General features: G+C 56.1%; 17 protein-coding genes and 1 other RNA gene. 15 read left to right on the plus strand and 3 right to left on the minus strand.

Annotated features, from left to right (window positions below; genetic code table 11):
* Window positions 1-268: 268 nt before the first annotated feature.
* The 8 genes from A3L02_RS08030 to A3L02_RS08065 all read left to right on the plus strand — a co-directional run bounded on the left by A3L02_RS08030 (window position 269) and on the right by A3L02_RS08065 (window position 9,598).
* Window positions 269-2,743, plus strand: coding sequence for an ABC transporter substrate-binding protein (locus A3L02_RS08030; RefSeq protein WP_449353738.1), 2,475 nt, complete (start codon window positions 269-271; stop codon window positions 2,741-2,743).
* Window positions 2,744-2,926: 183 nt separating this feature from the next.
* On the plus strand, window positions 2,927-3,982 hold the full coding sequence (locus tag A3L02_RS08035; protein ID WP_088863425.1) for an ABC transporter permease: 1,056 nt from the start codon (window positions 2,927-2,929) through the stop codon (window positions 3,980-3,982).
* Between the two features lie 11 nt (window positions 3,983-3,993).
* Window positions 3,994-5,454 (plus strand): ABC transporter permease, encoded by a 1,461-nt coding sequence (locus tag A3L02_RS08040; RefSeq protein ID WP_088863426.1) that lies wholly within the window; start codon window positions 3,994-3,996, stop codon window positions 5,452-5,454.
* Window positions 5,455-5,464: 10 nt separating this feature from the next.
* Window positions 5,465-6,424 (plus strand): ABC transporter ATP-binding protein, encoded by a 960-nt coding sequence (locus tag A3L02_RS08045; RefSeq protein WP_088863427.1) that lies wholly within the window; start codon window positions 5,465-5,467, stop codon window positions 6,422-6,424.
* Window positions 6,425-6,434: 10 nt separating this feature from the next.
* Window positions 6,435-7,442, plus strand: a complete 1,008-nt coding sequence (locus A3L02_RS08050) for an ABC transporter ATP-binding protein (RefSeq protein WP_088863428.1) — start codon at window positions 6,435-6,437, stop codon at window positions 7,440-7,442.
* A gap of 30 nt (window positions 7,443-7,472) precedes the next feature.
* Window positions 7,473-7,949 (plus strand): hypothetical protein, encoded by a 477-nt coding sequence (locus tag A3L02_RS08055; protein ID WP_088863429.1) that lies wholly within the window; start codon window positions 7,473-7,475, stop codon window positions 7,947-7,949.
* Window positions 7,946-8,707 carry an NAD+ synthase gene (locus A3L02_RS08060; RefSeq protein WP_088863430.1) on the plus strand — a complete coding sequence of 254 codons (762 nt, stop codon included), beginning with the start codon at window positions 7,946-7,948 and terminating at the stop codon, window positions 8,705-8,707. The genes A3L02_RS08055 and A3L02_RS08060 overlap by 4 nt, the downstream gene beginning before the upstream one ends.
* A 9-nt stretch (window positions 8,708-8,716) precedes the next feature.
* Window positions 8,717-9,598 (plus strand): EamA family transporter, encoded by an 882-nt coding sequence (locus tag A3L02_RS08065; RefSeq protein WP_088863431.1) that lies wholly within the window; start codon window positions 8,717-8,719, stop codon window positions 9,596-9,598.
* Here A3L02_RS08065 and glnA read toward each other — a convergent pair.
* Complete coding sequence (gene glnA / locus A3L02_RS08070) at window positions 9,595-10,926, minus strand: type I glutamate--ammonia ligase (protein ID WP_088863432.1); 1,332 nt, start codon at window positions 10,924-10,926, stop codon at window positions 9,595-9,597. The two genes, A3L02_RS08065 and glnA, sit on opposite strands and share 4 nt — an antisense overlap.
* 220 nt (window positions 10,927-11,146) lie before the next feature.
* Between glnA and A3L02_RS08075 the strand changes: the two genes are divergently transcribed.
* From A3L02_RS08075 to rnpB, 4 genes are all read left to right on the plus strand, one after another.
* A complete protein-coding gene (locus A3L02_RS08075) occupies window positions 11,147-11,554 on the plus strand; it encodes a DUF61 family protein (protein WP_088863433.1) in 408 nt (135 codons plus the stop codon).
* Window positions 11,554-11,835: a hypothetical protein gene (locus tag A3L02_RS08080; protein ID WP_237268597.1), complete on the plus strand. Its 282-nt coding sequence runs from the start codon at window positions 11,554-11,556 to the stop codon at window positions 11,833-11,835. Before A3L02_RS08075 ends, A3L02_RS08080 begins: the two co-directional genes overlap by 1 nt.
* A gap of 42 nt (window positions 11,836-11,877) precedes the next feature.
* Window positions 11,878-13,512 (plus strand): COG1361 family protein, encoded by a 1,635-nt coding sequence (locus tag A3L02_RS08085; protein ID WP_088863435.1) that lies wholly within the window; start codon window positions 11,878-11,880, stop codon window positions 13,510-13,512.
* Window positions 13,513-13,552: 40 nt separating this feature from the next.
* Window positions 13,553-13,872, plus strand: an RNA gene (rnpB, locus tag A3L02_RS08090) — RNase P RNA component.
* A 31-nt stretch (window positions 13,873-13,903) separates the two neighbouring features.
* Here the strand turns inward: rnpB and priS are convergent.
* Both priS and priL read right to left on the minus strand, forming a co-directional pair.
* Entirely contained in the window at window positions 13,904-14,944 is a 1,041-nt protein-coding gene (priS, locus tag A3L02_RS08095) for a DNA primase catalytic subunit PriS (RefSeq protein ID WP_088863436.1), read from the minus strand.
* A 1-nt stretch (window position 14,945) separates the two neighbouring features.
* The gene (gene priL, locus A3L02_RS08100; protein ID WP_088863437.1) at window positions 14,946-16,145 is read right to left on the minus strand and encodes a DNA primase large subunit PriL; all 1,200 of its coding nucleotides are present in this window, start codon (window positions 16,143-16,145) and stop codon (window positions 14,946-14,948) included.
* A 278-nt stretch (window positions 16,146-16,423) separates the two neighbouring features.
* Between priL and A3L02_RS08105 the strand changes: the two genes are divergently transcribed.
* The 3 genes from A3L02_RS08105 to A3L02_RS08115 all read left to right on the plus strand — a co-directional run bounded on the left by A3L02_RS08105 (window position 16,424) and on the right by A3L02_RS08115 (window position 19,521).
* The gene (locus tag A3L02_RS08105; RefSeq protein WP_088863438.1) at window positions 16,424-17,173 is read left to right on the plus strand and encodes an ATPase domain-containing protein; all 750 of its coding nucleotides are present in this window, start codon (window positions 16,424-16,426) and stop codon (window positions 17,171-17,173) included.
* A 66-nt stretch (window positions 17,174-17,239) separates the two neighbouring features.
* Window positions 17,240-18,412: a hypothetical protein gene (locus A3L02_RS08110; RefSeq protein ID WP_204247189.1), complete on the plus strand. Its 1,173-nt coding sequence runs from the start codon at window positions 17,240-17,242 to the stop codon at window positions 18,410-18,412.
* A complete protein-coding gene (locus tag A3L02_RS08115; RefSeq protein ID WP_088863439.1) occupies window positions 18,394-19,521 on the plus strand; it encodes a tripartite tricarboxylate transporter permease in 1,128 nt (375 codons plus the stop codon). The genes A3L02_RS08110 and A3L02_RS08115 overlap by 19 nt, the downstream gene beginning before the upstream one ends.
* Window positions 19,522-19,528 lie beyond the last annotated feature (7 nt).

Raw genomic sequence — 19,528 nt, forward strand, 5'->3', positions numbered from 1 at the left:
ACTCCTTTGTAGGTTTTGAGTGGTTTGCTGTTTTTTACAGATGGGTGGGGGCTGTGAGGTAACACAATTGGCTCAAAGTCTTTTTGTAGCTTTATCTAAGTGGATTGGGGACACGTATCCTCTTTTTCATCGACGTTACTTTTACAGGAACGTAACCCTTAAATAGGCTTTCAATGTATATCTCCATGCCATTGTACGCCATATGGCAACATTGCCAACAACCTGAAGGAGGCAGTGGAATATGAAGAAGGCTCTGGGATTGTTTGTTATGGGTTTGATGTTGTTTAGTATTTTTGCCGTCCACCCGGTCAGTGCGGCCGACTACACCCCCAAGGACATACCCCTGAACAGCGACCAGGCCAAGGCCCGCTTCAAGGCCGACCTCCAGTGGTACCTCAAGTACGGCCACTTCGTCATCAGCAACGGTCCGTACATGCTCGTCATGTACTCCCCGGAGAACCTTTACCTCAAGCTTGAGAAGTTCAACGGCGCAAGGACCGTCTACACCGACACCCTTCCAAAGGACGGATACGCCGATGTTATAGAGTACCAGGGTGTTCAGAATCCTGAGAACGTTATCCTCCAGATCGCCAAGGGCGAGTACGACCTCGGTATGTTCGCATTCCCCGCTGGAAGGTACCAGGGTCTCGGTGCGGACGTTCTTGCCAATCTCAACCTTTACAAGAGTGCCAGCTCGTACAACGAGCTGACCTTCAACACCTACCACGACCCCGACAAGGATGCCCCCATAGTTACCGTCGGTGACAATGTTTACTTCAACCCGTTCGCCATCAGGGAAGTCAGGTTCGCTATGAACTACCTCATCAGCAGGGACTACATCGTCCAGAACATCTACCAGGGTAGCGGTGCCCCGATGTTTGGGTGCATCAGGCCGAGCCACCCGGCCGACAAGTACTTTGAACCGGTTTACAATGCCCTCGGTCTCAGCGGTGCCGGAAACGAGCAGCTTGCCCTCAACATCATAGACCAGGCCATGAACAAGGCCGCCCAGGAGGTTGCCAACTACGGCCACACCCTGAAGAAGCAGGACGGAATGTGGTACTTCGACGGCCAGCCGGTTACCCTCAAGTTCATCATCCGTACCGAGGACGAGAGGAAGGACATCGGTCTCTACGTTGCCGACCTCCTCGAGAAGAAGGTTGGCTTCAAGGTTGAGAGGCTTCTCTGGGACAGGCAGAAGGCCGGTCAGGTCGTCTTCGCCAAGCCCCCGAGCAACTACGAGTGGAACATCTACACCGGTGGATGGGGTACCAGCGGTATCCCGAGCGTCTGGATTGACGACTACACCGCCTGGTTCTACGCAGCCTGGTACGGGTACGTCCCCGGTGCGGTCGAGCCGAAGCACGTTAACACCGTCACCGTTGAGGACGCCCTTAAGTACATCGGCAACGGCGACGTTAACGCCGGTCTCCAGAAGATAGGGGCCGAGTACTACACGAGCGCCGACAAGCTCGGTCCGATGCTCAAGTGGACCGAGGAGGAGCTCACCTACCTGCTGACCTACTTCACCACCGAAGGTGCCAATGGAACGTCACACATCAACGGCGACCTCATCCCCGCCGAGCCGATCAAGATAACCACCAAGGAGCAGTACTGGGACCTCCAGAAGATAAGCATGCTCATAGGCATCCTCGAGAGCGAGAGGGTCTTCCTCATCGAGACCTGGGAGTTCTACCCGGCCAACAAGGAGAGGGTCGTTAAGATAACCCCCGAGGCCAGCACGGGTATCGGCCAGCGCTGGAGCGTCATGACCGCCCAGACCCCGGACAAGCACCTCAAGATCGCCCAGTTCGCCTCGACCGGTGCCATGTTCATGAGTGCATTCAACCCGGTCGGCGGTCTGAGCGACGTTTACAGCGTCCGCGTCTGGAACCTCATCAGGGATTACGGTGCCACCACCAACTTCGACGGCATAGTGGCCCCGTACAGGTGCAAGTGGCAGCTTGAGCGCGGTGAGTTCAAGGTTCCGGACGATGCGGTCATCTACAACCAGACCCAGGGCTGGATCGCGGCGAACGCCGGCAAGACCGCCAGGGTTAAGGTCAAGGTCAGCTGTGACTTCGGCGAGTGGCACAACGGTGTTAAGGGCAACATCGACGACCTCAAGTACTACGTCGCCTTCCTCTACACCTGGGCTTACAAGGACGGCGCCGACGACCCGTACTACGATGAGAGCCTCGGTGGAACCGCCGGAACGCTCCAGAACATCCTTGGCTGGCAGTGGACTGACGACGGTTACGTTGCCTACGGTACCTACGAGCACCCGCTCGCCGACGACATGACTGCCGGCTTCTACGTGTTCTATCCGACGCTTCCGTGGGAGCTCTACTGGGCCATGGGCGAGCTCGTCGCCAACAGCAAGAAGTACGGCATCGACAAGACCTACTCCTTCAGCAGCGGTGCCGAGGGTGTCCTCTGGCTCGACCTCCTCACCAAGGAGCACGTCGACGATCTCGCCAAGGTCATGATGAAGATCTCGGGTCTCACCATGGAAGACCTGACCAAGACCACGACGACCAGCTCACCGAGCCCCACCCAGACAACCACCAGCAGCCCAAGCCCCACCCAGACAACCAGCTCTCCGACCCAGACAACCAGCAGCCCGGCTGAGACCACCACGACCCCGGCAGGAGGAGGAAGCAACACCACCACCTACGTCGTCGTCGGTCTGGTGATAATCATCATAGCAGGAGCCGCCTGGTGGTACTACGCCAAGAAGTGAAGTGGTTTCGTTCTTTTCCCTCTTTTTTGAGATTTTATACCCGATTTCAAGAGTCTTCGATGGATCTCCGCTCTGCGCTTCTATGAAAATGTGTACATTTATGCAGTAAGATATATAAAGACAGTTTTACAATGCTGAAAAAGATACATCATCAAACAAGGCAATCTGTGAGGGGGTGAAAAAATGGGGTATCTAAAGTATCTGGCCTTTAGAATTCTAAACGCCATCCTCGTCCTGTTGATTGTGACCTTTATTATCTCGGCGCTCTTCGTTAAGGTTGCCGAGCAGAGCAACAGAGCAAAGATGTACGAAGAGCTTATGCAATGGGAGAGAACAGAGGGTTCTAAAATCAAGCAGAGTCAGGGTTTGGAGGCCTTTGAAAGGGCCAAGGCCGAGAAACAGGCCTCCCTTGAGAAGAAGTACGAACTGAACATTCCCTACTGGCAGAAGGTTTACAGGAAGGCCGTGCGCACACTTCGTCTGGATTTTGGAACTACGGGCATGCCGATCTTCGGCACGAACAAAGTTTCGGACATCATAAAGGTGGCCCTCCCGCGGAGCGTCATCCTCTTCACGACCGCAACTATAATAGTCATTATACTTGGCATCTTCCTGGGGGTTAGGGCCGCGAGGCACGCCGGCAGTGTCTTTGACAGGGGTCTCTCCATCTTCGCACTGCTCACCTACAGTCTGCCCATGTGGTGGACCGGGATGATGTTCCTCCTGATATTCGCGTTCAAACTCGGCTGGTTCCCGCTCAGCTCGATGTTTGACCCGCAGCTCACGGGCTGGGCCCACATCAAGGACGTCCTGTGGAAGCTGGCCCTCCCTGTGATTACCTACGTCTTCGTTGCCTTCGGTGGATGGGCGTGGACGACCAGGAACATCATGATAGGAACCCTCCAGGAGGACTTCATCATGGCCGCCAGGGCCAAGGGTGTTCCCGAGAGGAAGATCATCTACGGCCATGCCCTCCGTGCGGCGGCCCCGCCGATAGTTACCATGATAATCTTCTCCCTCCTCGGTTCGCTCGGCGGTGCAATAATCAGCGAGCTCGTCTTTAACTACCCCGGAATGGGCAGGCTCTACTGGGTTGCCCTCCAGCAGAACGAGACCAACCTCCTCATAGGGCTGACGTACTTCTTCACGGTGCTGTACCTTGCCGGGGTCGTCCTCGCGGACATGATATACGGATTCCTCGACCCGCGTGTTAAGGTCGGTGCTTCCGCCAAGATGTGAGGTGATTCGCGATGAGATGGGTAGACGTCAAAGAGGGCCTTAAGGGATTCCTCGAGGAATTTAAGAGGGAGAAGACCGGCATAGCCGGTGTTATCCTCCTCATTATACTCGTGCTTGTCGCACTCACCGCACCGTACACGACCATACCCGATCTTCCGGAGAAGTGGAGGAACTCCCAGTACTGGGAGGACAACCCCAAAAACGTTCCCCCAACCTGGTACAACATGTTCACGTCCAACAAGCTCGTGCCCCAGGAGGTTTACCTCCTCGACGACCTTAAAATAACTCACCCGAGCGATACGGTAACCATCGTGGAGGCCGACTACACCCTACCCAAGAAGTACGTTCTCGGGCCCCAGGGAATCATCATCAAGGGCCTGAACGTTACGCTCAATGAACCGTTCCAGGCTCCCACCATGGACGTTTATCTACTCAGGCCCGATGGAAAGAGGGTCCCCATCCTCACCAACAAGCAGCTCAGTTCCGGAACCACCATCTCAATCGGTAGGGACAGCAAGATCTCGGCCAACGTGTACATCTGGCTCGTCAACGTTACGGAGGGCAAGAAAATAACGATGTTTGAGGTGCCCCTGGAGACGATACTTATCAACGATATGGTTGCTCCAATGTTCGCGAAGGTCGAACCGGGCATGAACGTTAGTGAGATTATCGAGAATCCCCAGACCCTCCCCGGTAATTACAGGCTCGTTCTTCAGATAAACAACCCCGCTCCCAAAGACAACCAGGTGACCTACGACAACATCAAGGTGACTTTCCTCGGCAGGAGTTATGGAAATATGGGTACCGACTACCTCGGCAGGGACCTCTGGGCTGGTATCATCTGGGGAAGCAGGGTTTCCCTCACCATTGGAATACTCGTTTCGGTCCTGAGCACCATCATCGGTCTCGTGTACGGAGTTACGAGCGCCTACCTCGGTGGAAACGCCGACGAGGTCATGATGCGTATCAACGAGATCTTCGCCTCGATTCCGAGCCTGCCGATACTCATCCTCATAGGTGCCACCGCCGGACACATAACCCTCTGGTTCATAGTCCTGCTGCTGGTCATCTTCGGGTGGATGGGAATAGCAAGGATCTCGAGAAGTATGGCCCTCCAGATCAAGGAGCAGACCTACATCGAGGCGGCGAAGGCCCTCGGTGCCGGCAACGGCAGGATAATCTTCAAGCACATCCTACCACAGCTTCTTCCCTACGCCTTCGCGGTCATAGCCCTCAGCGTTCCAGGTGCGGTTATAGCCGAGGCTTCCCTGAGCTTCCTTGGAATCGGTGACCCGACGGCCGTTACGTGGGGCCAGATACTCAACGCGGCCCAGGCCCAGTCGGCCACAACGAAGGGTTACTGGTGGTGGGTTCTCCCGCCCGGGCTTGGAATCGCCGTCGTCGGCCTCACCTTCGTCCTGATAGGTACGGCCCTCGACAAGATACTCAACCCGAGGCTCAGGAGGCTGTGAGGTGGTATAAATGGTCAGGAACGTACTCGAAGTTAAGGATCTTAAGATGTATTACTTCACCAACAAGGGTGTCGTTAAGGCCGTTGATAACATCTCCTTCAACCTCAGAAAGGGTGAGGTGCTGGGACTTGCCGGGGAGAGCGGATGCGGCAAGTCCTCCCTCGGTTTTACCCTTATGGGAATGCCCACCCCACCCGGCAAGATCGTCAGCGGTAGCATCAAGATAGACGGGAGGGAGATAGTCGGTCTCCCGGAGGACGTCCTCAGAAAGGAAATCCGCTGGCAGAAGATAGCGATGATATTCCAGGGGGCTATGAACGCCCTGAACCCGGTTTACACCGTGGGGTACCAGATGATCGAGCCGCTGGTACTGCACAAGGGAATGAGCAAGGGCGAGGCACTCGAAAGGGCCCAGAAGTACCTCGAGCTCGTTGGCCTTGACCCGGAGATAGTGTACCGCTATCCCCATGAGCTCTCGGGTGGTATGAAGCAGCGCGTCATCATTGCCACCGCACTCCTCCTCGAGCCGGACGTTGTTATAGCCGACGAGCCGACGACTGCACTTGACGTCGTTGTCCAGGCCCAGATCATCAACCTCATGAAGAAGCTCAAGAAGGAGCTCGGTCTCTCGATGATATTCATCACCCACGACCTCAGCATCCTCGCCGAGATCAGCGACAGGGTGGCCATAATGTACGCGGGCAAGCTCGTTGAAGTAGGGGACAGCGAGAAGATATACTACGAGCCGGCCCACCCCTACACCCAGAAGCTTCTTGCGTCCATACCCAGGCTCCACGAGGACGTGGAGAAACTGGAGTTCATTCCCGGACAGCCGCCGAACCTCATCACCCCGCCCAAGGGATGCCGCTTCCACCCGAGGTGCCCCTACGCTATGGGGGTTTGTAAGGAGCAGGAACCCGAACTGAAGGAAGTTGATAAGGATCACTACGCCGCATGCTGGCTGCTGTGAGGTGTGAGAGATGGCGGAGCCGATACTAAGAGTTGAAAACCTCAAGAAGTACTTCCCCATCAAGAGGAGCTTTGTTGACACGATCAAGGGTGCCCCCCAGAAGAAGGTTCACGCGGTGGACGGCATTAGCTTCGAGGTGTACAAGCAACAGGTCTTTGCCCTCGTCGGTGAGAGCGGCTGTGGTAAGTCCACGACCGGAAAACTCATCGTCAAGCTCCTCGAGCCCACGGCGGGTAAGATATACCTGGAGGGGAAGGACGTCACCAACATCAGAACGAGGGACGAGATCCTCGAGTACAGAAGGCACGTGCAGATGATCTTCCAGGATCCCTTCAGCTCCATGAACCCGAGGTTCAGGATATTCGACATCCTGGAGGAACCGCTCCTGATACACGGCATCGGCGAGACCAAGGCCGAGCGTGAGGAGCTCATCTACAAGGCCCTCGAGATGGTCAAGATCACCCCGCCGGAGGACTACGTTGGTAGGTTCCCGCACATGCTGTCAGGCGGTCAGAGACAGCGTGTGGCGATAGCCCGCGCGCTGATACTCAACCCGACTTTCATCGTCGCGGATGAGCCGGTGTCGATGCTCGACGTTTCAATTCGTGCCGAGATCCTCGAGCTGATGAAGGAGCTCAAGGAGAAGGTGGGGGTCACCTACCTCTACATCACCCACGACATGTCCACGGCGAGGTACTTCGCCGACTGGATGGCGGTCATGTACCTCGGAAGGATAGTCGAGATGGGCCCGGTCGAGAGGGTCATCGACAACCCGCTCCACCCGTACACGAGGGCACTGCTGGCGGCGGTTCCGGAGCCGAAGCCTGAGAGGAGGAACATCATCAAGGAGCTTCCGATAAAGGGAGAGGTGCCCAACGCCGTCAACATACCGCCGGGGTGCCGCTTCCACCCGAGGTGTATCTACGCCCAGAAGGGACTCTGTGACACGAAGCATCCACAGCTCATCGAGTACGAGCACAACCACTGGGCCGAGTGCCACCTCGTCGGCAAGTACTGACCCCTTCTTTTCTTTCTCCAGGTGATGTTTATGGGAACGCTCAGGGATGCCCTTGACTATCCCCTCCTGAGGGTCGGGCTGGCGCTGCTCGTTCTGGCGCTGCTGATATCTGTAACCGGTTTTTACCGTGTGGATAAGTCCTATTCCTCCAACGGTACTCTCGGGGGGGGTATGCACCGCCTGGGGGACGATAAGTTTGAAACCGAGTACCTTTACCATAACAGAACCCTGGTTATCTCCTCATCCGATGCAAACCTCTCGCTTATCCAGGGGACTCAGATTGTAAACTACACCCTCCTCAACCGTGAGATACGGCTCCATCCCAGAGAGAGACCGATGATATACGTTTTCAACGGGAGCGTAAATTACAGCTATAATGTAACGGCCGTGGATTATCCCTACGCCGTTTACTCCGTCTTCGCCTTCGTGCTGATGCTCGTCGGGGTAGCCCTTTCCTTCATCGGGTACACCCAGTTCATAGGGGATGTGAGGGAGGGTAAGAGATGAGGAAACTGGATTATTCGCTGGCCGTTGAGAAGCTGGTTTCTTTTATCCGGGAGAGGGTCAAAGAAGCCGGCGCCAGCGGCGTCGTCGTCGGTATAAGCGGCGGAATAGACAGCGCCACGGTTGCGTATCTTGCCACAAAAGCACTCGGGGGGGAGAAGGTTCTCGGCCTGATAATGCCCTACTACGAGAACCGCGACCTCGAGGACGCCAAGCTCGTGTGTGAAAGCCTCGGAATCGATTACCGGGTTATCAGCATAAAGCCCATCGTTGACGAGTTCGAGAGGAGGGTTGGAGAGCTCGACGTTAGGAGCAGGGGGAACGTAATGGCCAGGACGAGGATGGTGCTCCTGTACGCGCACGCCAACGCCATGAACCGCCTCGTACTTGGGACGAGCAACAGGAGCGAGTTCCTTACCGGCTACTTCACCAAGTGGGGCGACGGGGCGAGCGACTACGCTCCCCTCATAAACCTCTACAAGACGGAGGTATGGGAGGTGGCGAGGCTCCTCGGGGTTCCGGAGAGGATAATCAATAGGAAGCCCTCTGCCGGTCTCTGGGAGGGCCAGAGCGATGAAGACGAGCTCGGGATAAGCTACCGCATCCTCGACGAGATCCTCTGGCGTCTCGTTGACCTCGGGATGGGGAAGGATGAAATCGCGAACGAGTTCAATGTACCCATCGAGACGGTCGGGTACGTTGAGGGGCTCGTGAAAAACAGCGAGCACAAGCGCCGCCTGCCGCTCGGCCCTACTTTCTGAGGTGATTTCATGAAAAAGGGATACCTTTTCGTTTTTTTGGCCGCCTCCATGTGGGGGACGCTGGGTATATTCGCCAAGTACCTCGACGGCTTTGGGTTAACGCCCTTCACGATGGTCTTTTACCGGGTTCTCTTTGCTTTACTCTTCCTGACTCCGTACCTCCACCTGAGGGGAATAAGCTTTTCTCTCGAACGCTCCCGCCTCAGGTTCTACGCGCTCTACGGCTTCTTCAGCATCTTTCTCTTCTACACGCTCTACTTCTACACCGTGACGATATCGTCGGTCTCCTTTGCAGTTCTGCTCCTCTACACCGCCCCCCTGTATTCGATAATCCTCGGCAGGGTGCTTTTCAACGAACCTCTGACGTGGGAGAAAGTAACCGCGCTCATCATGGTGACTGTGGGAGTTCTGTTGGTCAACTGGGGCGACGTACGGTTCTCAACTAAGGCCCTGCTATTCGGGCTTCTTACTGGCTTAACCTACGCCCTCTACGGCGTTCTCGCAAAGTTCGCTGTCAGGGACGATGAACCCGAAAAGGCGCTCTTCTACACCCTCCTCTTTGGGATGGTCTATCTACTCCCCTTCACGAACTTCTCGGTGCCCCGTGGCGCGGTTCCGTACCTCCTCGCCCTGGCGTTCTTCCCGACGTTCCTCGGATACGTGCTCTACAACCACGCCCTGCGGGAGATCGAGGTGAGCAGGGCCAGCATAGTCGCCACGGTTGAACCCGTCGTGGCCATAACCCTCGCGTTCCTCCTCTTCGGGGAGACGCTTACGGTTGAACAGTTAATCGGGGCGACCCTCATAATCGGGGGCTCGAGTCTGGTGCACATGAAGGAGGGAGAAAAGCCGGAGAACCCCGCCGGGGAGGTGCTCGAAGAGATTCATTAGACGTGGAAGTACCTCTCCAGCTCCCACCCGGTTACCTTTCTCGTGTCCTCAGGGAGGCCCTCGGCCTTCAGATACCCGAGGTACGCCTCCCACTCGCGCTCCTTGTACCCGATGAAGTTCCTATACGCCTTTCCTATGGCCTTCCTGACGACCCTGTCCTCCTTCAGCTCCTCGAGGGCCTCGCCAAGGCTTCCCGGCAGTGTCTCCACGCCCATGCTTTCCCTTCTGGAGTCATCCATTTCGTAAACGTTCTCCTCCACGTAAGCAGTGGGTTCGATTTTCCTCCTTATCCCGTCCAGTCCGGCCATCAGTACTGCCGCAAAGGCCAGGTAGGGGTTGGCGCTTGGATCCGGACAGCGGTACTCCACCCTCGCCCCCTTCCCCCAGAAGGCCGGAACCCTTATCAGGGCACTCCTGTTTCTGTAGCCCCAGCTTATGTACACGGGGGCCTCGTAGCCCGGAACGAGACGCTTGTAGCTGTTCACGGTTGGGTTCGTCAGGGCGGTTAAAGCCCGTGCATGAGCAAGTATGCCCCCAATGAAGTGGAGCGCCGTATCGCTCAGCCCTCCATCCCCCATGAACGCGTTATCCCCGTCCTTCCACAGGCTCATGTGGAGGTGCATTCCGTTTCCGGGAAGGTCGTGGATGGGCTTTGGCATGAAGGTGGCGTGGAGTTCGTGGGTTTCCGCAACCGCCTTCACGATGTACTTGAAGCTGACTATATTATCGGCGGTCCTCAGGGCCTCATCGTAGCGGAAGTCTATCTCGTGCTGCGCCTTTCCGACCTCGTGGTGGAGAACCTCCGGGATGAGTCCAAGGGAAGGCATGTAGAGGGCTATATCCCTGCGTACGTTTCTGGCCCTGTCGAGGTTCACGAGGTCAAAGTAACCGCCTCCGTCAGGTAGCCCGAGTTCCCAGGAACCGTTCTTCCTGAATAGGTAGAACTCCGGCTCCGGTCCAATGTAAGCCCGGAATCCCTCTTTCTCGAGCTCTTTGAGGGCATCGCGGAGCACTCCTCTCGGATCTGCTGGGTAGGGTCTTTTGCCCTTGTATATGTACCCGTAGACCCTTGAGACCCCCTCCCACGGAACCTCCGAGTAGGTTGAGGGATCCGCTTTGAATATTAGGTCGCTGTCCTCTATTCCCTCGAATCCCGGGATCGATGAACCGTCAAAGGCTATTCCATCGTCTATTGCTTCTTCGTACCTCTCCACCGGTATCTCCATGCCCTTTGGAACCCCGTTTATGTCCACGAAAATGAGCTGGAGAAATTTCATCCGCCCTGGCTTTAGGGCCGTTTCTTTTTCGGAGAGGGTTGTAGCGTTCATGTTTACCACCTCATACTATTTGAATGTTCATCATTAACGCCATTTTAATGAACGTTTATTCCGATAAAAGCTTTTTTATTGAATTTCTGTCATTGTGACGGGAGGCACGGTGGAACTTCCGTTGGTTGACAGAAAAACGTTATTTTAATCATCTTTTTCTTCTAATTTTGACAGATTTCTGTTGAGCAAAGGTTTATTGGATTCACGGGTAGCGTATAACATGCCGAGGGGCGAGGATATACTCAGGAGGGAAGTGGCAAGGATAAACCTTCACCTTCCGGCCCTCAGGCCAACCCTGAGAACCTTACTCGAGGAGGGAGAGCCAAAGGTCCGGTTGCGCGACGGAAGCTACCACCACTTCAGGCGTTCCGAGCTAAACTACCTCCTCTCGCTCCTCGATCCCGGGGAGGATGAAAACCTGAGGGTGCCCATAGTGCTTGAGATAAGCACCCTTTACAGGGGCTACTTCCGGGTAAGGGGGCGAGCTGAAGTTAAGGTTATCGAGAAGATCCTCGGTACCTACGATATCCTCGACGAGAAAACCGAGGGGCTTTATCCGAGGTACCTCCTTCCGAAAGTCAGAAAAACCCTCCCGACGACAACGACCTACGCGTTCATAACGGAGTGATGGTCATGGACGAGGATACGAAGGTTCTGAGGGATTATCTGATGTTCACCGTTCCCCACGTTACCGTCCTGGCCGGTGCCCTGCTCGGGGTGCTCCTGATAGCCGGCGTCAGTGTTAACACCGCCCTCGGGATATTCACCTCCTTTTACGGGTTCATGCTCTTCGTTCTCGGCCTCGTCGTGGCCCCTCATTTCTCCAAAGTGCCCTTGTATAAGGTCATGATGGCCTTTTTTGTTTGCTTAATGCTTCTCGGGGTTGTTCTTCTGCTGTACTTAGAGTAGCCTTTATATGGAGGAATGGACAACTAAACATGGTGGGAAGTCATGAGGAAGGTCGTGGTTGCGTTGATCATCCTGGCTTTGAGCATGGCGTTTCTTCCTAAGTCCTCCGCCCAGTTCGTCACGTTTACAACGGACGATAAAGTCCTTGTGATTAGCGGTGATTACAGTGCGGGGAGTGCATCGCTGACGAACGCCGGTGGCTTCAGCTTTAAAATCGTTAGCTATCAGAAGTTCTGGGTGGAGGATGAGAACGGCAACGTGATCCCGGGCTTTAACCTGACGCTGAGACCAACCGTTTTCAGTGACTGGCCGTCCAAGAAGACGTACTCGATATCTTACAACCTATCGTGCGCGTCAAACGTTTCGGCTGGGAACTACACGCTTTACCTTCGTTTTCTTGCCTATACGTACGGTAATTCCCTGTACGTAGTTCACGCCAGGATACCCCTTCAGGTAATCCGGGGACCCCTCAAATTCGGGGTGGCAGACGCTTACGTTAAAGAGCGTCCAGGCTCATCGTACGCCCTCAACGGGGAAACCATAGTGGTGTTCTCCCACGTTAATAACATGGGGCACTCGAACGTTACCCTTCGGGCGACGGTCTCTCTTTCAATGGGCGGGAAAGTTTACTTCTTCGAGGAGGGGGCCCTTAACATGGCACCCGGGGACAATCTGGTTCGCTTTGAGGTGCCGGTGAAATACGAACTACCCGAGGGCACGTACAGGCTGGAGTACGTGCTGAGATACCCCGATGGAAGTTACAGGTACTCCAAGGAAATCCCCGTCAGGTTTGGGGTCAAGATGGCGGGAACCTCCCTCCAATCAGACACCGTGAAGCTGGGGGAGGAAAACAGGGCGTACCTGACCCTTCTGTCTGAAAGGAAAATCCGCCTGAACCTCACCGTGAGAACTTACCGAAACGGGATGTTGGTCGCAGAGGTCGTTGAGCCCGTAACCGTTAAGGAGGGTACAAACGTCCTCGATGTGGATCTACCAACCAACGTATCCGGGGAGCTGACATCCGTTGTTGGGTTGACCTTCTACAACAGAACCATATGGAGGGGCAACGTATCCTACGAGGTCCTTGCACCGCCCATCATAAAGAACGTTACCTACGAGAGGGTTTCTAACGAGGAGGTGGTTTTCAGGATACTAATTGAGAACCCGAATCGGGAACCTTCCGAAGGGGAGATCTCATACAGGATAGTGGCCAACGGGAGCGTTCTCTACAGGGACTCCCTTGAGAGCAGAATAAACCCCGGTATCAACGAGGTCTCCCTGAGGTTCAAGCTCCCAATGGGGCAGGGTATTGGGTATGAGTTTACCCTCAACGCCCTGGGCGAAACGAGCGTTTCAAGGGGCGAGCTGTACCTGAAGCCCCCCGTCCCACCGACGACGACCACGCCCACCGCAACCTCCACTACGACCACCTCAACCCCCTCGAACACCACCGTTCCCGGCACAACAACCCCCGCTGGAAGCTCGAGGGGACTCTGGCTGGGGCTCCTCGCGGTGGTCTTCCTCCTGCTGGTTGTCGGAGCGTTCTATTACACCCGTGGGGGTGAAAGTTCCCGAAGGCGCACCAGGCCCAAACCCAAGAGACGTTCGCCCCTGGGGAGGTTCAGGAGACCGAAGATGCCCAGGTTCAAGGAGAACAGGGAGCTTCCGAAGAAGTGAATACCAAACTTTTTTATCCCCTTTTCTCTACCCCCTTCGGGCGAGGGGGTCGGGGACTCCCGGGGGGCTCCCGAGGAAGTTCCGCCCACCTCACCGGGGCCGCGGTGCCGCAAGGCACCTCCCGAGAGGGAGGGCAACGGCGCAGAAACGACACGTCCCGGCGGGGATGGGAATGAAGGCGGCGAAGGGCCCGGCGACGGCGCCCGAGATAACCCGCAGACGACCCGTCGGGGAGCGGTGAAACGGCCGTCCCGCGGGGTGCAAGGCCGAGGGAGGGGCGATGAGTTCCCGGTGCGAGCCCCGTGGTAGGCCGCTCAGTCGAATGTCCCCAACACAGAAGGCGGGCTACGACCCCCTCGCCCATTCCGGTTCTCCATTTCCTTCGTTCAACTCACATCTCATCCCCGTGTTCTTCCACCCATTCCTCGTAGGCTTCCCTGACCTCCTCCCTCCTGAACTCGGGAACGGCACTTTCGAAGGGGTTGAACCTCTCGAGGTTTCTCTCCTTCGATCCGATGTACGTGGCTACGAGGCCCACCTTGGAGTGCAGGGTTGAGGGCAACCGGAGGATCCTCTTGACGTCGACAGTGACCCTTCCGTCGAAGTAGGCCTTTGAGAACGTGCTCGACAGCGCGAAAAGCCTCGTCAGGGTCTTGTACCCCACCCCGTTGGGAAATGCAGTGAGCAATCCCTTCCTGACGAAACCCTCGTAGATGCGCCCCCTTTCCCCGAGTATTCTCCTGACCTGGCCCTTGTTCAACCCCACGTTGAGGAGGTGGTTCTCGTTAACCCGCCTTATGAAATAGCCGAACCTGAGGCGGAAGACCCTGAAGTATCCGGAGGACAGCATCACCCTCCTGCTACGTATGTCATCAAAGGTTACCTCCTCGGCGGCGCTGATGTAGGAGAGTATCTTTTCCCTCGCCTTTCCGTCGAGGGCGAGCGCCCAGTCGTCGAGAACCCTCAAGTGGTAACCCCTCCCGGAGTAGATAACGTGAACGTCCTCGAAGCCGAAATCTTCCCTCAACACCACGAGCGTGTCCCTCGCGAGTTCTTTAGCATCCTCGAGACATATCGGACACACCCGCCCGTGCTCGTGGATGTGGGAGCATCTCCGCAGGGGTAAATCCTTGGCGTCTATGTCGAAGACCAGCTCAGCGCCCAGCCAGCCGCCCATGTTCCGGGGTTCCTCGTAGAGGGCCACGGAGGAGTATGCCGCGTAGGGCGCCGTCGCCTTCACGTAGTCCTCAAGGTCGCGGACGTCCAGAAAGACGTTCTTTCTGTCGCTCGGTCCCTCCCCGGTGTGGTCGAAGCCGAACTCCCTGTTTTCCAGGGTTTTGATTATGAACCCCGGGAGCTTCTTGGCGCTCCATTCCCTCGTGTAGTAAAGCTTTCTCTCCCTCTCCGTCACCTCCCTGAACAGCTCGGCCATTCTAATCACCCCCTGCCTTTTCCGTTTGTTCCCTCTTTTTCTCGAGGTACAGGCGCCGCAGGTAGTACGTTAGCGGGTTCTTGATGTTCCTGCAGTGTTCATCGGGCTTGCATAGCTGGGGGGCGTTCGCCCTTATCTTGGAGCAGTTCGGTGGGAAGTACCACGGGGAGTTCCCGCTGTCCTCGAGGGTGGGTCTGTCCGTGAGCCCGAAACCGAGGTGGTACCATATGTTCTTGATCTCGTGCGGCTGGTCCTCGAAGAGTGGCGGGGAACAGCGGTTGCCTGCCTCGATGATAACAGGAAGTATCTCCTTTTCGATTATGCTCAAATCGCTGACGCAGTCCCTTATCCTGACGTCCCTCTTAGGCGGGTTTGGGCAGAGCCGCGCGTAGCTCAGAAAGCTGGTCAGAAGAACGGTTATCGCGTAGTTTCTCAGTCCTGAGGGAACGCCACCGAGGGCTATCTTCACACACGGCGGGAAGAGGTCGAAGCGCAGCGGTCCGGCCTCGGCGGAGCCCATCCTCTCGAGCCTCTCCTTGAAGTGTTCCCGGGCGATCCCACTCAGTTTATCGTAGATCTTGTGGTAATACTCGGGAAGTTCGTCCCTCACCTCGTACAGCAGGTTGATGGCCCTTTCGAAGTTCCTCTCGAAGGACCTCTCCCAGAGCCTCAGCGTCTGGTCCCTGGTGAGGTAGGCGTATCCCCCCCGGATGTAAACATCCTTGAGGCTCCCATCCCAGAGCTCGAGGAACCTCCCGAGGGGTATCTTATAGGTTAACCTCATCCTTTCCCTCTCATCCTGGGGGATCTCCTGGTGCCCGGTTCTTTCGAGTACCGTCCTGTCCCGCCGGGGTATCTCGTCGTCCCCAACCGTCGTTAACTCGAGGGTGGTTCCACTTATCGTTCCGGCTCTTCTCAGCCTCTCGGAGTATATCCTGGAATTGGCCTCCTTTACGAGCTCCATCTCGATGCCGTAGGGTGAGAATGCGAGCGCCCCGATGAGGGCATAGAACGTCAGCAGGTCCTGAACGTCACCCATCTCAAGCACATCCCTCGGGATCTCTCCCGATTCTACCCATGAGATCCTTCGCAGGACCACGTCCATTTCAACGTAGGATGGGATCACGGCTAACAGCTCCATTATCCCGCCGAACTCCTCCTTTACGAGCCGTTTGGCTTCATCTCCAAAGGGGTCGAGCATGACCTCACCTCTCAACGGTAGGTTCACCCTATGACATAAAACGGTTTCCGTGGGTGGCAGGTCTCGCCATGTCCTTGTACTTAACTTTTTCAGAATGCCCTCGAGGGCTGATTTAAATTATAGAGGAAAGGTAACTGTCATAACTTTCTAATATAACCTATCTGGACGTTCCAGTCTGGACTCGAGCCCTTCCCACCCGAAAGTTTTATATCTATCTGTTTCATATCTTGGTTTAGGTGCAAAAGAGGGAGTTCGCAAAGATCCCGCGGGTGATTTGGATGGTCATGGCGTACACTGTTAAAAGAGTGGGAAGTGGTATTCCCGGTTTTGATGATTTAATCCAGGGTGGCTTTCCACAGGGAACCACTGTTCTGGTCACCGGGCCAACGGGTAGTGGTAAAACCACCTTTGGCATTCAGTTCGTTTACAAAGGGGCCGCGGATTACGATGAACCCGGAGTCATAGTCACCCTTGAGGAGAGGGCCCAGGATCTGAGGAGGGAGATGAAGGCCTTCGGTTGGGACCTCGAGCGTTACGAGAGGGAGAGGAAGATAGCCATAGTCGATGGCGTCAGTGCCGTCGTGGGTCTTCCCTCGGAGGAACAGTACGTCCTTGAGGGCAACCTCAACACCGAGGATTTTCTCCGCTACATCTACCGCGTCGTCAAGGCCATAAACGCCAAGAGGCTCGTCATCGACTCGATCCCTTCCATCGCTTTTAGACTCGCGGAGGAGAGCAGGATAAGGGAGGTTCTCCTTCAGCTCAACACGATACTCCTCGAAATGGGGGTTACCTCGATTCTGACCACGGAGGCCCCTGATCCGGCCAGGGGTAAAATAAGCCGCTACGGGATAGAGGAGTACATATCCAGGGGTGTCATCCTCCTTGATTTCGTGGAGAAGGAGGTTGAGCTGAAACGCTATCTCCTGATCAGGAAAATGCGTGAAACCAAGCATTCGATGAAGAAGTACCCCTTCGAGATAACCGAGGAGGGCGTCGTCGTCTACCCGAGCGGCGAGGTTTACTGATCCTTCTCCTTTTATTAAACATCCAGCGGGGGTAAACTTTTTAAGCCTGCAGTCTTACAACCAATCATGGTTACTTATGGGAAACTCAAAATCGTTCTCTTGGTGGGTTCCATAGTTGTTCTGATCATCATGGCCAGGATGGGAACCACACCCCGAGATCCAGACGTATTCACAGGGGTCTGCGTGTACTCCTCCGATTCCTTCTCCGTTCTGAGTGACGGTCGAATCTCCGTGGGGGTGTACGCGTCCCTGCGGGAGGGGCTGGTCTATCGTGTGGAGGGACGGTTTTACAACGGAAGCTCCGGCCTAAGGCTCAAGCCGGTCAGGATAGAACCGGGGGAACCGACCTTTCCCCTGTCCTCAGTGAGGGGAGCCTACTGGGTATCTTCGGGTCGTTACCCTTACCTCCTAACCCCCGATAAGGTAAGGCTGGCAAAGGTCTTGCCGGTTGAAAAGGGGGTGATAGTGGAGGCCCGGGGGATATGGCACGGTGATAAATTTTATCCAGTCCTCTATCACGTGTTCGGCCCGCTTCGTAGGCCCCGAAACGGCATGCCCTGGTTGGTTGAGGGCACCGTGATCTACGGCGGTAGCAAAGCGATCCTCTGGAACGGAAGCGAGGAGGTTGTTCTCTACCTCCCCTACGGGACGAAGGTTGATATTGGAACGCGCGTTAGGGCGTTGGGAATAGCCAGGTTCTACTCAAAGCTTTCCCTCATCGTCGAGTCCCCGGATGACGTTGCCGTCTTGGGGTACGGCAGGAAGGTTCCGGTTTCTGAAGCTTCCATCGGTGACGTTGCCGTTGGGAACTGCACCGTGGTGGGGAAAGGGAGGTACCTTAGCCTCAACTGCACGAAGCTAAGACTCTACGGTTTCGATGCCCGGGTTGGGGATAGAATTCACTTTGAGGCCGTTAGGAGGAGGTCGTCCCTTTACTGCATGAGATGTGAGGTCATCAGGCCCCGCGAGAAGCTTCCCAACGGCATATGCTCGTTCGCCAACGGAAAGTTCGGCAGGGTATCCGGACGGGTGGAGTGGATCAAGGTTTACAAAACCGGCTTTGGGCTGGCCAACGTTACCGAAAACGGGTGCTGGATTCTTCTAAAGCTCAGGAAATCCCTCGGGGTTTCTCTGCGGGTCAATCAAAGCGTCACCGCCTACGGGTTCTTCACAACCTACAGAGGCGCCCCCGCCTTCGAGGTTCCATCGGGTGATGACCTTTGCTCAGGGAACTGCTGAGCGGGATTCTTGCAGGAACACTCAGCGGAATAACCCCGGGAATTCACGTGAACACCCTCGGGGCCATCCTGGAAGGTGAGGGGGTAAGGGGGAACCTCCTGCTCTTCGCGATGGGTCTGACGCACACGTTCCTCGACGTCATTCCTTCGGCTTTCCTTGGAGTTCCGGATGAGGGCACGGCCCTTGGTGTTCTCCCGGCGCACAGGCTCGTCCTCCGCGGGAAGGCCCTGGAGGTCGTTAGGATAGCGCTTTGGGCGAGCTTCCTCGCCGTTCTCATCTCCATCCCCCTTTTTCCGCTGTACCCTGCGCTCGCCCGTGCGTACACACCGGGGCTGGGAAGGATCGCGGTTCTCCTCCTGGCGCTCCTCCTGATCCTCACGGAGAGAGGGATTAAAAAGCTCTACGCGCTTTTGACCTTCCTTCTGGCCGGCCTCCTTGGGATCCTGACGTTCAGGCTCCCCCTGAAGGAACCCTACTATCACCTCTTCACGGGGCTCTTCGGCGTTCCGGTGCTCGTTACCTCGCTTGTCGAGGGCGCTGGGAGGGTTCGGGCGGGGGACGGAGAAGTCGAGATGGAAAAGGGTCGCTTCCTTGCCTTCTCCATTCTGGGGACGTTCCTCGGCATGCTGGCCTCCCTAATCCCGGCTTTTACCGCCTCCCAGGCCGCGCTGGTAGGCTCCTTTTTTTCAAGAGACGAGCGTTCGTTTTTGACGGTGGTCTTCTCCGTCAACACGGCCAACTTCCTCTTCTCCTTCGCGAACTTCGCGGAGACGGGAAGGGTGAGGAACGGCATCGTGGCGCTCATGAGCCCCGTTGACGGGCGGTTCCTATCCCACTACCTCCTGGCGGCGGTCTTCGTTTCCCTCCTGGTGCTGAGTTACGGTGAGGGCCTGGCGGTCGTTATACTGAGGGCATTAACCCATCTGCCGTACAGGACGCTGAACGGCCTTGTCCTGGTTATCCTCGTACTCCTCTCCATCTATTTCGACGGTCTCCTTGGACTTCTGGTTCTGACCGGTGGGGCCATGATAGGTCTCCTCGCGGTGGCCCTGGGGATCAAAAGAACGAACTGCATGGGGGTCCTCATGCTCCAGATAATAATCGGGTAAGAAGGGA

This window comes from Thermococcus celer Vu 13 = JCM 8558, from assembly GCF_002214365.1.
In the GTDB taxonomy this organism is placed as follows: domain Archaea; phylum Methanobacteriota_B; class Thermococci; order Thermococcales; family Thermococcaceae; genus Thermococcus; species Thermococcus celer.